Source organism: Pantoea sp. CTOTU50773, from assembly GCF_032082325.1.
Taxonomy (GTDB): Bacteria; Pseudomonadota; Gammaproteobacteria; order Enterobacterales; family Enterobacteriaceae; genus Pantoea; species Pantoea communis.
This window is the reverse complement of sequence record NZ_DAMDQC010000113.1, coordinates 1-13,899: the sequence shown is the minus strand read 5'-3', so window position 1 is coordinate 13,899 and position 13,899 is coordinate 1. Positions and strand designations below refer to the sequence as shown.

13 protein-coding genes are annotated in these 13,899 nt (G+C 55.8%); 6 read left to right on the top strand and 7 right to left on the bottom strand.

Annotated elements, in window-relative coordinates; genetic code table 11:
- The first annotated feature begins 145 nt into the window (after positions 1-145).
- The 3 genes from RT340_RS16405 to RT340_RS16395 all read left to right on the top strand — a co-directional run bounded on the left by RT340_RS16405 (position 146) and on the right by RT340_RS16395 (position 2,682).
- Positions 146-400, top strand: a complete 255-nt coding sequence (locus tag RT340_RS16405; protein ID WP_313377169.1) for a hypothetical protein — start codon at positions 146-148, stop codon at positions 398-400.
- Positions 397-1,923, top strand: coding sequence for a sodium:solute symporter (locus RT340_RS16400; RefSeq protein WP_034822301.1), 1,527 nt, complete (start codon positions 397-399; stop codon positions 1,921-1,923). Before RT340_RS16405 ends, RT340_RS16400 begins: the two co-directional genes overlap by 4 nt.
- A gap of 63 nt (positions 1,924-1,986) precedes the next feature.
- Positions 1,987-2,682 carry a DJ-1/PfpI family protein gene (locus RT340_RS16395; protein WP_283216132.1) on the top strand — a complete coding sequence of 232 codons (696 nt, stop codon included), beginning with the start codon at positions 1,987-1,989 and terminating at the stop codon, positions 2,680-2,682.
- Here the strand turns inward: RT340_RS16395 and RT340_RS16390 are convergent.
- The 4 genes from RT340_RS16390 to RT340_RS16375 are packed head-to-tail and all read right to left on the bottom strand — an operon-like array spanning position 2,672 to position 9,235.
- Positions 2,672-4,255: a cyclic peptide export ABC transporter gene (locus tag RT340_RS16390; protein WP_313377166.1), complete on the bottom strand. Its 1,584-nt coding sequence runs from the start codon at positions 4,253-4,255 to the stop codon at positions 2,672-2,674. The genes RT340_RS16395 and RT340_RS16390 overlap by 11 nt on opposite strands.
- Positions 4,256-4,263: 8 nt before the next feature.
- On the bottom strand, positions 4,264-6,243 hold the full coding sequence (fhuB, locus tag RT340_RS16385) for a Fe(3+)-hydroxamate ABC transporter permease FhuB (RefSeq protein WP_313377164.1): 1,980 nt from the start codon (positions 6,241-6,243) through the stop codon (positions 4,264-4,266).
- Positions 6,240-7,112, bottom strand: a complete 873-nt coding sequence (locus RT340_RS16380) for an ABC transporter substrate-binding protein (RefSeq protein WP_313377162.1) — start codon at positions 7,110-7,112, stop codon at positions 6,240-6,242. The genes fhuB and RT340_RS16380 overlap by 4 nt, the downstream gene beginning before the upstream one ends.
- Positions 7,106-9,235: a TonB-dependent siderophore receptor gene (locus RT340_RS16375; RefSeq protein ID WP_313377160.1), complete on the bottom strand. Its 2,130-nt coding sequence runs from the start codon at positions 9,233-9,235 to the stop codon at positions 7,106-7,108. The genes RT340_RS16380 and RT340_RS16375 overlap by 7 nt, the downstream gene beginning before the upstream one ends.
- Before the next feature lie 159 nt (positions 9,236-9,394).
- Between RT340_RS16375 and RT340_RS16370 the strand changes: the two genes are divergently transcribed.
- On the top strand, positions 9,395-10,177 hold the full coding sequence (locus tag RT340_RS16370) for a helix-turn-helix transcriptional regulator (protein WP_313377158.1): 783 nt from the start codon (positions 9,395-9,397) through the stop codon (positions 10,175-10,177).
- A 21-nt stretch (positions 10,178-10,198) separates the two neighbouring features.
- Here RT340_RS16370 and RT340_RS16365 read toward each other — a convergent pair whose 3' ends face one another.
- Positions 10,199-10,930 carry an SDR family oxidoreductase gene (locus RT340_RS16365; RefSeq protein WP_313377156.1) on the bottom strand — a complete coding sequence of 244 codons (732 nt, stop codon included), beginning with the start codon at positions 10,928-10,930 and terminating at the stop codon, positions 10,199-10,201.
- A gap of 160 nt (positions 10,931-11,090) precedes the next feature.
- Between RT340_RS16365 and RT340_RS16360 the strand changes: the two genes are divergently transcribed.
- Positions 11,091-12,023 (top strand): AraC family transcriptional regulator, encoded by a 933-nt coding sequence (locus RT340_RS16360; RefSeq protein ID WP_313377154.1) that lies wholly within the window; start codon positions 11,091-11,093, stop codon positions 12,021-12,023.
- Between the two features lies 1 nt (position 12,024).
- Here RT340_RS16360 and RT340_RS16355 read toward each other — a convergent pair whose 3' ends face one another.
- Both RT340_RS16355 and RT340_RS16350 read right to left on the bottom strand, forming a co-directional pair.
- On the bottom strand, positions 12,025-12,156 hold the full coding sequence (locus RT340_RS16355; RefSeq protein ID WP_255253246.1) for a hypothetical protein: 132 nt from the start codon (positions 12,154-12,156) through the stop codon (positions 12,025-12,027).
- Between the two features lie 194 nt (positions 12,157-12,350).
- Positions 12,351-13,055 (bottom strand): SDR family oxidoreductase, encoded by a 705-nt coding sequence (locus RT340_RS16350; RefSeq protein ID WP_313377151.1) that lies wholly within the window; start codon positions 13,053-13,055, stop codon positions 12,351-12,353.
- Between the two features lie 107 nt (positions 13,056-13,162).
- On the opposite strand from RT340_RS16350, the gene RT340_RS16345 reads away from it, so the two are divergent.
- Positions 13,163-13,899: LysR substrate-binding domain-containing protein (locus RT340_RS16345; RefSeq protein ID WP_313377149.1), on the top strand; the 737-nt coding region annotated here is incomplete at its 3' end.

The window sequence follows — 13,899 nt, the reverse complement described above, 5'->3', positions numbered from 1 at the left end:
ATTATCCGTCCGTCGTATTTTCGGACAGCGCTCTTTGCTGTCTGATGTTGAGGTTACACCAAAGGGGAAATGCTGATATTCAGCAGGTAAAGGAGTGCGCACACCGTCAATTAATATTGAGGAGGTTATTATGAGTTCGATGGTCATGGCGCAGCAATTACGCGCCCGCATAAGTATTAAAAATAAAATCTTCGCCCTATACCTGTTGGCATTATTACTGCTGGCACTTTGCCCACCGCTTTATTTAAGCGTCAGCGGAAGTAGTGCGTTATTACTGGGGATACCTCTGCCGATCGTTTATTGGCTCGCGATTGCGGTATTCCTGGGTGTGGGATTATGGGTTATGTATCTGGCGGAATGCGCGTTTGGTGAAATTCCGGATGATGAGGAAGTCGCATGAAAATCACTGCAGCAGAACCCCATTATTTAATTACCTTTGGCATGATTGGCCTGTTTCTGGCGATCATGATTGCCGTGCTGTATGCCACCAACCGTAAAAGCACCTCCTTTTCTGATTACGCCGTCGGCGGCCGATCGTATGGGCCGTGGTATATCGCCATGAGCTATACCAACTCGTGGTGGCCGGGAGCGACTTTTACCGCTTTCTTCTCACTATCGGTGAGCGGAGTGATCGGCTTCTATGGCGCGGTCTACTCAACGCTCGGCGTGACAGCCATGTATCTGATGGCGCGCCGCGCGTGGAAATGGGGCCAGCACTTCAATCTGACGACACAACCCGATCTGCTCGGCATGCGTTTCAACAGCCCGGCGGTGAAGCGAGTGGCGTCGATTATCGGCATCATCTGCGTCTTCCCGTGGGTGGTGATGGGGATACAGGCACTGGCGTTGTTGGTGGAATTTGCCAGTTTTGGCCGTTGGGGTGTCACCACCTGCCTGATTGCTGGCGTGTTGCTGATTCTGGTGCGTCAGTACTGGACCGTCAGCATGGGCATGCGTGGGTTGATCATGACGGATATGTATCAAGGCATCATCGCCTATGGGTTGGGTGCGCTGGTGTGCGTGGTGCTGTTGTTTGGTGGCGATCATGGCTTCGGCCAACTGGCAACGTTACCACCCGCAATGCTGCAGATTCCGGGCGCGGAGGGTTCGCACTATGGTCCCTGGTATATGTTCAGCCTGATTTTCACCGGTGTGATTGGGTCAATGTGCTGGCCGATGAGCTTCCAGCGCATTTATACCGCCAGCGGCATCCGTGCCGTCAAGAAAGGCACTTTGCTGACGATTCTGCTGGTGGGCGGTTTTTACGCCATCCTGATGCTGTTCGCCACGGCGGTCAGTCAGGATCCTAACGTGCAGGCCAATCCACAAAATGGCTTCTTCACGGCGCTGTTTGATCAGGGCGGTCCGTGGTTACTGGCACTGGCGCTGGTGATTGTTCTTGCTGCCAGTATTGGTCACGTTGATGGATGCGTGCAGGTATGTGGTACGCAGTTTGCCAACGATCTGGCGACCTGGAATAAACCGCGTAGCGATCGTCAACTGACGGTGCTGGCGAAGTCGGGCATGGTGGTATTTATTGTCGCTGCCGCGCTGTTGGCCTACTTCACCTTCAACTATTCCCGTTTGCAGCTGCTGGCGCAGATCTCCTATCAGGGGATTATTCAGCTGGCGGTGCCGTTGTTCTTTGGTATCTTTAGCCGCTTTGGTAACAAACAGGGTGCGCTACTGGGCATGATGACCGGGATTATTATCGCTATCGTGCTCACCGTGTTCTTCCCGGATGACATCCCGGCGCTTGGCTCGCTGACCAGCGGCATCGTTGGCCTGGCGGGTAACGTGGCGGTGTTTGTGGTGTGTGGCTTGCTGATCCCAGTTGACGACAAAGAGAAAGCCCGTGTCGAAGCTTTGTTCGCGCTGGCTGATGGCGTGAAAGCACCGGTGGCAAAACCGCTGATGAATTAACCCGTTGCAATCCTTTTCGTATCAAGGCCATGATAACGCTCTGACCCCTTATCGGAGCCTATCATGGCCGCCTCTTCGCCGTTCAATATTGGTCTGCTGCTGTTCCCGCATCTCACTCAACTCGATCTCACTGGCCCGTGGGAAGTCTTTGCTCGCATGCCCGGCGTGAGTAACTTTCTTATCTGGAAAGACCGACAACCGGTGATGTCCGATCGTGGTTTAGCCATCGTGCCGACGACAACGTTTTCTGAGTGTCCGCCCCTCGATCTAATCTGCATTCCTGGCGGTCCGGGACAAATTGCGCTGATGGAGGATGAAGAGACGCTGGATTTTGTGCGGCAAAAGGCCGAACAAGCCCAATGGGTGACATCGGTATGTACCGGTTCACTGGTGCTGGGGGCCGCCGGTTTGTTGCAGGGATATCGTGCCACTTCGCATTGGGGGTCATTGGATCAGCTCAGCCTGCTGGGTGCCACGCCGGTAGCCGAACGTGTGGTGCGCGATCGTAATCGGATTACCGGCGCGGGTGTTACGTCAGGTATCGATTTTGCACTCACTGTGGCTGAAGAACTGTTTGGCCGCGACGTGGCGGAAAACATTCAACTGCAGATGGAGTACGATCCCGCGCCACCGTTTCATGCAGGTTCACCACGCAGCGCCTCGCCGGAACGACTGGCGCAGGCGCAAAACCAGATGCATGACTTTATTGCTCGCCGCCGCGAGGCCACAGAAGCTGCCGCCGCCAGGCTCAAGCGCTAACTAACTGGCCCAGCTCCAGCTTCAAACAGCGATCGGCGAGGTGGAAATAGCGATCGTCATGGGTGATCACCAGAACGGTTTTCCCTCGTGCTTTCAGCCCGGGGAGCAGTTGGTGGTAAAACACCTCGCGAAACGTCGGATCCTGATCGGCTGCCCATTCATCAAACAGATAGAACGGGCGGTCTTCCAGCCAGGCCACCAGCAGCGCCAGGCGCTTACGCTGTCCGGTGGAGAGCGCCAGCGTCGAGAAAGTGCCCTCCACCAGCGTGACTTTTCGGGTTAATTGCAGGGCATCCAGCAGGGCGTGCGCTTCGTCATTCCAGCGTGTGCTGTCGATGCCTTGCAAATCCTCAAACAGATGAAAATCATTAAACACGGCAGAAAACAGCTGACGATAACCGGCGCGGTTGCTCTCATTGATGACTTCACCGTCCAGCAGCAGTTGACCACTATCCGCCTGATATAAGCCGGTAAGCAGTCGAGCCAGCGTGGTTTTACCGCTACCGTTGCCGCCCGTCAGATACACCAACTCACCGGGACGAAACTGCAATGAGAGTGGGCCGAGCTGAAATGCCTCATGCTGATAGGTGATGTCGCGCAGTGCCAGCTGATGGAGACTGAGCGGCGGTGCACCAAAGGTTGTTTGCTCAGGTGGCAGCTGCTGCTGCATGGCTTGAGTGCGTTTGAGTGCAACCTGCGTGAGTGTCAGGCCGGGCAGGGCGGCGAGCGCTGTCTCAATCGGCAAGATCATATAAAGAAACACCATCGCGAAACCAGACATCACCGCGCCGTGTAAATCCAGCATGTTGGCGAGTAAAAACATCACCACGCCAATAAAAGCAAAAAAGAAGACGCTGGCCCAAATGTTGGCCAGAGCATACAGCACGTAACCGCGCGTACGTTCCACGCGCACCTGCTCGATGGTATTGAAAAGTTTGTTATGCAAAAACGCCTGTTTGCGCGGGGCGTGTAAGCGCAGTTCTTTCGCGCCGCTGAACAGCGCGCTCACCTCACCAGTCAGCGTCTCTTCACGCTGACGTGACTGGCGCATCAGTTGTAAGGCGCGCCGATGCACGCCACTGTAGCCGAGTGAGCCTATCAACACTGTGATAAGCGCAATCATCATCACGGTCAGCGACAGATAACCGAGATAGCCCATGCAGCCGATAATCACCGCCAGCGACATGACAAAACCCGGCAAGGCAATAAAGAACACCACCACCTGGTCGAGGTCCTGCGTCAAAACGCTGAGGGCACGCGGCATGCCGTGCTGTTCAAGATCGGCATAACCGGCATCCGCTACCTGCTGGACCAGCTTGCGGCGCAACTCGGCTTTGCAGCGCTGACCCATTGCCATAAACAGGGACTGACTCAGGGTGCGCGTGCCCAGCATCAGCAGCGCCAGCAGGGCGAACTGCCACGCCAGTTGCCAGCGCTGTGCCTCCGTGGCGCTCAATCCCTGATTGATGAGTGCCAGCAGCGCCGCGTTGCTCAAACCACCGATCACGCTGCAGGCCAGCGCGACAAAAAACAGCACACCGGTGGTGCGCAGTAACATCAAATAAATCGACACCTCATCTCCTATGAGTTTGTGCTATCCAACGGCCGCCACAGCAGCAATGCCAGCCATGGTCCGCCCATCAGGGTTGCCATCAGGCCCGCAGGAATTTGCCGTGGATACAGCAGGTTGCTGCCGGCCCAATCAGCCAGCATCATTAAAATGGCGGCGATCACGGCGGCAAACAGCATCTGTTCCATGGGTTTACGCGCGCCCAGCTGGCGGGCCAGTTGCGGGCCAAGTAAGCCGATAAATGACAGCGGCCCAACAATTAAGGTGGCAACGCCGGTCATCGCGGCAGCCAGCAGCATCAGCAATAACCGGGATTGAGTCACGTTCAGCCCAAGCGAGGAGGGAATTCCCTGCAGTGGCAAAAGCAACATCGCTCGCCGCAGCAGGGGAGTGAGTGCCAGCAGTAACAGGGCCAGGGTGAAAGCTATCATGGCGATGGGTGTGCTGACGTAATAGGTGGATCCGGTCATCAGCTGGCGCAGCATCGCAGCGGCCATACCGTTGTTGCTGATAACAATGGCGGCAACCGACTGGAACAGTGCAGTAATGGCCAGACCGCTCAGCAACATGCGTTGTGGATTTAGGGCATAGTGGCGCGCCTGCCACAACGTTATCCCCAGTGTGATCAGCGCACCTGCCGCACTACTGGCAATCATCACCGGCATCGCTGCCATCGGCCAAAGTAACAGTTGCACCGTAATACCCAATGAGGCACCGGCACCGATGCCGAGCAACTCTGGGCTGGCCATCGGATTGCGGCTGATGCGTTGCAAAATAACGCCCGCAGCTGCCAGCAGCACGCCGGCGGCGATGGCGGCCAGTAAGCGTGGCAGACGAAATGGCAACATCACCTGAATCTCAGCAAAGGAGTTCCAGCGGCAGCCGTTGACCCCATGAGCAAAGGCAAGCGCGACAACCAGCATTACCACAAAGAGAGCAAGTACCGGCAGGCGTGTAAAGCGTCGCGCCGGGCAGGGAGCAGGTTGAGGCTCGTTCACATCGGGCTGAAAAAGATGGCGCAGGCGCGGCAAAAACCACAGTAACAGCGGCGCACCTGCCAGCGCGGTCATCATGCCGGTGGGGAGCAGCAAGCCATCAATACCATTGAGGCGACTGACCCACTGATCGGTGAGCCACAGTAAACCGGCGGCCAGCAGCGGTGACCAGAGAAGCTTCTGGCGCAGGCTTTTCGCGCCCGCCAGTGCGGCCAGGTGTGGCGCAGCAAGCGCGATAAAACCGATGACGCCCACCACACTGATCACCAGGCTGCTTATCAGCAACGCGGAACTTATCGCAATCCCTCGCACCCATCCAGCAGGCAAACCGATTGAGTGAGCAACCCGTTCATCCAGCGCCAGCAGGCGTAAAGGACGCATGATCAGCAGCACGGGAATGGCAGCGATCAGTACGCGCGGCAATAGCCATCCCAATGCGTGTGCATTCTCTTGCGCGAGAGAGCCGCTACCCCAGATAAACACGGCGGACAGCGAACGATCGTAAATGATCGACAACAGCAGATTGGCGGCACCGCAATACAGGTTCACCAGCATACCCGCGAGCGTTAACGCCAGCGGGGTAAACCCCTGACGTACACTAAGCAGAAAGACCAGCGCAAAGGCGACGATCGCTCCACTGAGCGCAATCCATTCTCGCCCCAGCAGCAGCCATGCAGGTGCCATCAAGGTGGTGAGGGAAAGCGCTAAGGTTGCGCCGGAAGCAATGCCCAGCGTCATCGGTTCGGCTAACGGATTGCGCAGCGCCTGCTGCATTACCACGCCGGTAAAGCCCAACGCCAGACCACATAAAATCGCCATACCCTGACGAGGTAACCATATCAGCGTGAAGACCTGTTGTGCCAGCGTGGGCATTGCGGTGTGGTGCAGCGCTTGCCAGGCATCGTGCCACGGCAATTGGTGCGCCAGCTGCTCAAGACATAGCATCAGCGCAACTGCAAACAGTAAAAGCGTCAGTGAGGCGGGATGGCGATTCATGGATTTGCCTCGTTTAACGCCTTGACCAGCGCTTCGGCGAAACGCACGGCGGTGAGCACGCCTCCTCCCGTTGAAAGTCCATCCGGTAACTCCAGCAACCGATGCCCATCCGATCGCGTCAGGGTATGCCACAACGGAGATTGCAATACGGGGTTGAGATCAATTTCCGGCCAGGAAGGCAGCAGCGCCAGCCAGCCGGGCGGCAACTGCGTGAGTTGCTCCAGTTCCAGCGTGGCATAGCCCTGAGCGCCCACCGCAAACGGCGTGTGGTGGGGCAGGTCAAGTAAACCCAGCACGTCAGTAAACAGACTTCCCGCGCCCAAAGCCAGCACATGCAGGGTATCCAGTGGATGCTGTAAATAGATGGTTTTGTCTTTGAAGTGAACGGCTTGCTGTCGCGCTTTTTCCAGGCGTTGCAGCAAACCTGCCATGACTTGGTCAGCGCGTGTGCGGAGACCGGCCAGCTGTGCCAGCGCATGCAGATTCTGCTGCGCCTGTTGCCACGGATGGGGGCCACTTGTCGAAAAGTAGGATAACGGGGCAATGCGGGATAGTTGTGCTTCAGCCATACGGTGTGCTGGCGTGACTAGCAATGTGTCAGGTCGCAATTCAAACAAGGTTTCGTAATTGGGTTGAAATAACAAACCCACGTCGGCGACCTGCTCGGGAAGCGGAGGCTGGCTAAACAGGCGGCGATACCAGTCGGGGGCGGCAATGCCAACCGGCGTGATGCCCAACAGCAGAGCCATTTCGGTGATCCCCCAATCGAGGATCACCCAGCGCGGCGTCGTTTTTGCCTGCAGCGGAAACGAAAAAAGGGCCGCGCCTGCCAGCGCGCCCTTAATCAGTGTTCGACGTCGGATTACCACTGATAACTCACCGTGGCGATCAATTGACGGCGTAAGCCAAAGTGACAACCCAGATCGTTACAGTTGCTGAGGTACTGTTTATCGGTCAGGTTTTGCAGATTCAGACCAAGCTGCCAATCCTGCCAGCGATAGCGCATCATCGCGTCGTAGATCATCGCAGCCGGCACTTTCAGGCTGTTGTCGCTGGTGGCATAGCTGGTGCCCACGTATCGACCGCCGCCGCCATTCGTCAGGCCATCCAATACACCCGGCAGAGCATATTCGGTCCAGAGCGCAGCAGTCTGGCGGGCAATCGATACCGGTTGCTTACCTTGCGTATCATCATTGGCTGACAACACTTTCGGGTTGGTCAGTGCATAAGAGGCATTCACCAGCCAGCGAGATGTGATATTGGCTTTCGCTTCCAGTTCTAATCCCTGTGAACGAATTTCGCCGGTCTGTACCGAGTAGTTGGCGTGATCCGGATCGGCGGTCAACACGTTGGCTTGGCGCAGGTCATACAGGGCCGCACTGAACAGCGCATTAAAGCCGTTTGGCTGATACTTAATCCCGACTTCCGACTGTTTGCCTTTGGTCGGTTTAAACGGATCGCCGCCAAACGAGGTACCCGCCTGCGGCTGGAACGACGTACCGTAGCTGATGTAAGGCGCAATACCGTTATCAAAGTGATACAGCAAACCGGCACGGCCGGTGGTGGCGTAATCATTCAGCTCAGTGCGCGTGCCACTGACCCAGTTCTGGCTTCGCGTTTGCGCTTTGTCATAACGGCCACCCAGATTTAGCACCCAGTTGTTCCACTTCATGCTGTCCTGCAGATAGATACCTTGCTGGGTCATGAAAGAGCGACTGTGATAATCGATCGATGGCGATTCTACTGGGGTACTGTAGTCCGGATTGAGATAGCTGATATCTGACGCGCTGCCGTAACCGCTGTTCTGCCGCAAATCGTCATGCACAAAATCGACACCCAACGTCAGCGCGTGATTGATGGCGCCGGTATCGAGATTGCCTTGCAGGTTGGTATCCACATCAAAGGCGTTAAATGACTCGATCACCCGCATGCTGTCGCGACTCACCGTGGCTGATCCATCGGTGATGGTCGCGGTGGGATAGACCATCTGATAATCGCTGCTGGTATGCAGATAGCGCAGGTTTTGATGTAGGCTCCAGACGTCATCGAACTTGTGCATGAAGTCATAGCCGATGCTGGCCTGCTCACGACGGTAATAGTCGAAGCCGGGCTGACCGCCGTAGAATTTGTCAGAGAAATTGCCCTGCGCAAGTTTTACAAGGCTGCCTTCCAGTGGCAGCTGATTGTAAAAACCGGTGTAAGGATCTTTGCGGAATTGGCCAAGTAACGTCAGGCGCGTGTCGTCATTCGGCTGCCAGGTCAACGCTGGCGCGATATCGTAATGCTTGTATTTGGTGTAATCGACTTGCGTGTCATTACGCGTCCAGGTCCCGGTGATGCGGCCCAGCCAGTGTTCATCGTTATCCAGTGCGCCAGAGAGATCGAGTCCCGTTTCGAACAGATTATGACTGCCGGTGCTGACAAAAATCTGGTGAATGGGCTCCGCGGTCGGGCGCTTACTCATCAGATTAATCACGCCGCCGGGACTCGCCTGGCCGAATGTCACTGAACTCGGGCCTTTGACCACCTCAACGCGATCCAGCAGGAAAGTGTCGTAATTCGGACGCGACCAGTAAGTCACCGTTGGCAGGCGTAAGCCATCCAGGTATTCATCGGCGGCAAAACCACGGATATAGATGTCGTCAAAACGATAATCAGCACCGCCGCCTTCGGCACCAATTCCCGCGTTGTAACGCAGTGCTTGTGGCACATTCGATGCCGCCTGCGAAGCCATTTGCGCCTGGGTGATCACCGAGATGCTTTGTGGCGTTTCGATAATCGGCCGCGTGCTTTTTGTGACAGAATCTGCTTTCTTCGCCACCTGATTCCAGCTGTCGGCATCTGCGCTATCGCTATCGACACTATTGGCTGTCACGGTGAGTGTGGCGTTCGAATTGTTATTATTATCAGCAGCCCAACCTGATGTGCTGCTGATCAGCATCAGCAGCAATACGCTCAGTGGCTTGCGCTTAAAGGTGCAATGACCCGGCATTTATTTTCCCCGATATGTTCCAATGGCCCCAAATAGTGATACAAATGATAATCATTACTATCTTATTTGATAGCGTCCTGCTGGCGGGTTTGCACCTTCTCAATTGCAAATAACGCAGAGCAGACATCAATCGGCAATTTAACGGGATTGGGTGAAAGGGTGTTGCAGAAACCACTTGCGGCGGAAATGACGCCAGCACTGCCATTACTCGCCACGCGCGAAATGCATTATCAGGCTGGTCGTGAAGAGCGCTGGCACGCGCATGAAGTGGCGCAACTGGTGCTCTGTTTGCAGGGTGTGATGCGCGTGCAGACGCAAACCGCTTCCTGGACATTGACACCCGGTCGTGCGCTTTGGCTGCCAGGCAGTGTACCGCACGCGTTGACCGCGCTGAGCGATATCCGCAGTGCGAGTTTGTATCTCGATCCCAAACTGGCGCGGGCGTTTTGGCCGCAGGCGCGTAGCATGTTGATCTCGCCGCTATTACAGGTGTTGATGCAAACGCTGGTGGAGATCGAGTTGCAACCGCAGCCCGACCTCGCGCGTGTAGATCTGATTTCACCGCTGTTACTGGATGAGATCCGCCGTGCTTCGGACGGTCCGGTGTGTAATCTGCCGTTGCCCAGCGACCGCCGTTTACTCAACATTTGCCAGCAGCTACTGGCGACCCCGGCCAGCGGCGATACGCTGGAAGAGTGGGGCCAGCGCGTCGGCGCCAGTTCGCGCACGCTGGCCCGCTTGTTCCGCCAGCAAACCGGTATCACCTTTACTCAATGGCGCCAGCAGTTACGTCTCTCAGAGGCACTGGTGCAATTGGCGCAAGGGCAGACGGTTTTGCGCACCGCCAACCAACTTGGCTACCAAAGCCCCAGCGCCTTTATCTCGATGTTCCGCCGTTTGATGGGTGAAACACCACAGCGATTTCTGCGAATTTCAGCCTGAAATCGCCAGGGATATTTTACCTCAATACCCACTGGCAGTAGGGCGCACGGTGATTTCGTTAACGTCGACTTCGCCAGGCTGATCGATGGCCCAGCTTACCGCCCTGGCGATAGCCTCGGGCTTGAGTGCAATCTGTCGATAGCTTTTCATCGCCTCGCGCGCCACGTTGTCGCTGATGCTGTCTGCCAGTTCAGATTCCACCACCCCGGGGTTGATTACCGTGACGCGCAGCTCACGCGATTCCTGGCGCAAACCATCGGAAATGGCGCGAACCGCATATTTGGTGGCGCAGTAAACGGCGGCGGTGGGGGAAACCGTTAACGCTCCTACAGAAGCGATATTAATAATATGCCCCATGCGCTGTGCCTGCATGGTGGGCAGCACCGCAGCGATCCCGTACAACACGCCGCGAACGTTGACGTCCAGCATCAAATCCCACTCCTCAACTTTCATTGAACTCATCGGCGAGAGTGGCATAACGCCAGCGTTGTTGATCATCGCATCAATGCGTCCGTATTTCTCCAGTGCGAAATCCGCCAGCTTTTGCGTATCACTGCGCTGTGTGACATCTGTTGCGAGATAATCCACGCTGGCACCTTCACGGTGTAATTCATCGCACAAGCTTGCCAGTCGATCGGTACGGCGCGCACCCAGCACCAGTTTATGCCCTTGCTCGGCCAGATGACGGGCAATGCCTTCACCGATCCCGCTGCTGGCACCGGTTAACAAAATAACTTTTTGGTTGAAGTTCATGGTGAGTTCCTCGTGTAATTGACGAGGCTATTGTTGAAAAAGTCAGCCGGGCGCAACAGACCGGATTGTGGCGAATATTTGCCTGATTCTCTCGCCGCCATTGTGCATCACTGAATGAAATGGCTATGCTTTGCCTGAACCTCTCTCTGGAACGCTATCTATGCCGAACACGGTAAAACAGCAAACCTGCCACCTGTTACGTCAGTTGGCACGTCAGGAAGGCTATACCGAATCCTTACTGGAGAGCGTGCGCTTTATGCGTGCGGACCAACAGTGGGCGCGCACGCCGGTGCTGTATGAGCCCAGCATCATCATTATTTGCCAGGGATCGAAGCGCGCCTTTCTCGCCGATAAAATGTATCGCTATGACGCACAGCATTATCTGGTGCTGTCAGTGCCGTTGCCCTTTTCCGCCGAAACTGAAGCAACTTCTGAAGAGCCACTGCTGGGGATAGCAATCCGTCTGGATGCTACGATGATCGCGCGGTTAGTGGCACAACTTGCCGAAGCTGAGACGGCGGTCACGGTACCACCAGCAGGGATTATCTCTACGCCGATTAATGATGTGCTGGCAGAAAGCACGTTGCGATTACTGGAGGCGCTCAGTGATCCACTGGAGGCTAAAGTGCTGGGACCCGCGCGCGTAGAGGAGGTCTGCTTTCGTATATTGATGGGCGAACAAGGCGGGGCGGTGCGCGCGGCGCTGACCTATCAGGGCCATTTTGGCCGCATTGCCCGTGCACTGCAGCGTATTCATGCTGACTGGCAGCAGCCATTGGATGTACCGCACCTGGCGAACGAAGCGGGGATGAGCGTGCCGCGTTTCCATCTGCATTTTAAAACGGTGACGCAAACGTCTCCGATTCAATACCTTAAATCGCTACGTTTGCATCAGGCTCGTTTGATGATGATTCGCGATAATCTGACCGCTGCCGGTGCGGCAGCGCGAGTGGGATATGAAAGTGATTCCCAGTTTAATCGCGAGTTTAAACGCCTGTTTGGTCGCAGCCCGGCAGAAGAAGCGAGGGTGATGAAAAGGGCATTTGAACTGCTGCCCCCTGAGCAATTAACCGGGAGACTACAGGCACATTAATTTAACGAATGCCCATCACGGCAATCACCGCCACAATCCAAAACATCGCACAGCCTGCCAGCATCCACTGCCAGATCTGATGGCGTTCAGGATTGATAAGCGCATTGATGCGCGCACGTAAAATCGTTTGCATAGAAACCTCGGGTCAGAATGTTTAATCGGATATAGAGTGGCTGCGTTCAGAAAGGTCTGGCTGCGGATAGGAATATTCTGACTATTTCTTACACAACGATCGACGAGACCAGTCTTGTTTGTGCGAGGGACGAAAGTGGGAGAGGGGCCTCCAGCCGCGAAGAATGGAACTTCACGCGGCTGGAGACAACGGTTTTACACGCTGTGGGTGACGCCTCCATCAACACGAATGTTCTGAGCGGTGATGTAGGCCGCGCCGGGTGAGGCGAGGAACGCGATGGTGGCGGCGACTTCTGCTGCGGTGCCGTAGCGCTTGAGCGGTACGCTATCCTGACGAGCATCGTTTTTTGGCAAGCTGTCGATCCAGCCCGGCAACACATTGTTGATACGAATGTTATCAACTGCGTAAGTATCCGCGAAAATTTTGGTGAATGAGGCGAGTCCGGCGCGGAACACGGCTGAGGTCGGGAACATATCGGTGGGTTCAAACGTCCAGGCGGATGAGATGTTGATAATGCTGCCACCGCCCTGTTTTTGCATAATCGGGGTGACCAGGCGCGCGGCTCGCACCACGTTCAGGAAATAGGTTTCCATACCAACCTGCCAGTCATTATCACTCAGTTCAAGAATCGGCGCGCGCGGCCCATGTCCGGCACTGTTGACCAGCACATCAATGCGACCCCAGCGAGCCATCGTGGCTTCAAACAGTTTTTGTAAGTCATCCACTGACTGGTTGGATCCGGTGATACCTAATCCGCCTAATCGGTCAGCCAGCGCTTCCCCTTTGCCAGAAGAGGAAAGGATCGCAACCTTATAGCCATCCGCTGCCAGTTTTTCTGCTGCTGCGGCACCCATGCCGCTACCGCCTGCCACAATCACTGCGACTTTTTCTACTGTCATAATTCGTATCCTTTTTAAGATTAAAAGTCGATTTATTGCAGTATAGGGGCTAAATTCGGTTGCAGAGAGTCAGTCTGATTCGCAATTGACGATAGGAAAACTACAGGATGGGTCAGGGGTTTCCCACGCTACCGCCGCTTAATGCGTTGAAAGTATTCGAAGCGGTGACGCGTCATCTCAATTTTCGCCTCGCTGCTGAAGAGCTTGGCGTCACTCAGGGCGCGGTGGCACAGCAAATTCGTGGGCTGGAGAGCAGCCTGGGGCTGAAACTGTTCGAACGGCTGCCGCGGACTTTGGCGTTAACCGCAGCGGGTGCAGGTTATGCGGTAAGTGTCCGTCAGGCGTTTGAATTGATCGATGAGGCCACACGTGCTTTGCGACCCGAACCGGATCATCTGACCTTGAGTGTCACGCCGACTTTTGCCAGCCGCTGGATGCTGCCTCGCTTACCGGCCTTTACCACCGCGTGGCCGGATATTGACCTTCGTGTACTGGCCTCAGAAAGATTGGTGCAGTTTCATCACGAAGGGGTTGATCTGGCGGTGCGTTATGGACGTCCTCCGTTTGGGGCAGGGCTGGATGCCACGCTGCTGTTCAGTCAAAGCGTATTGGCAGTGGTGAGTCCGGATTTATTGGCTGGGTTGGGCGATCCGCAGGTTCGGGATAGCTTTGAGCGCTATGCTTTGCTGCATGACGGGCACCATCTTTGGCCAGTGTTTCTCTCTTATCTTTTCCCGCACAACAGGCTACACCATCAGCATCATTTGCGTTTTAACCAGACTGCACTGGCCTTAGAGGCGGCGGTCAGCGGGCAGGGCATTGCCCTTACCAGTCCGCACTTTGT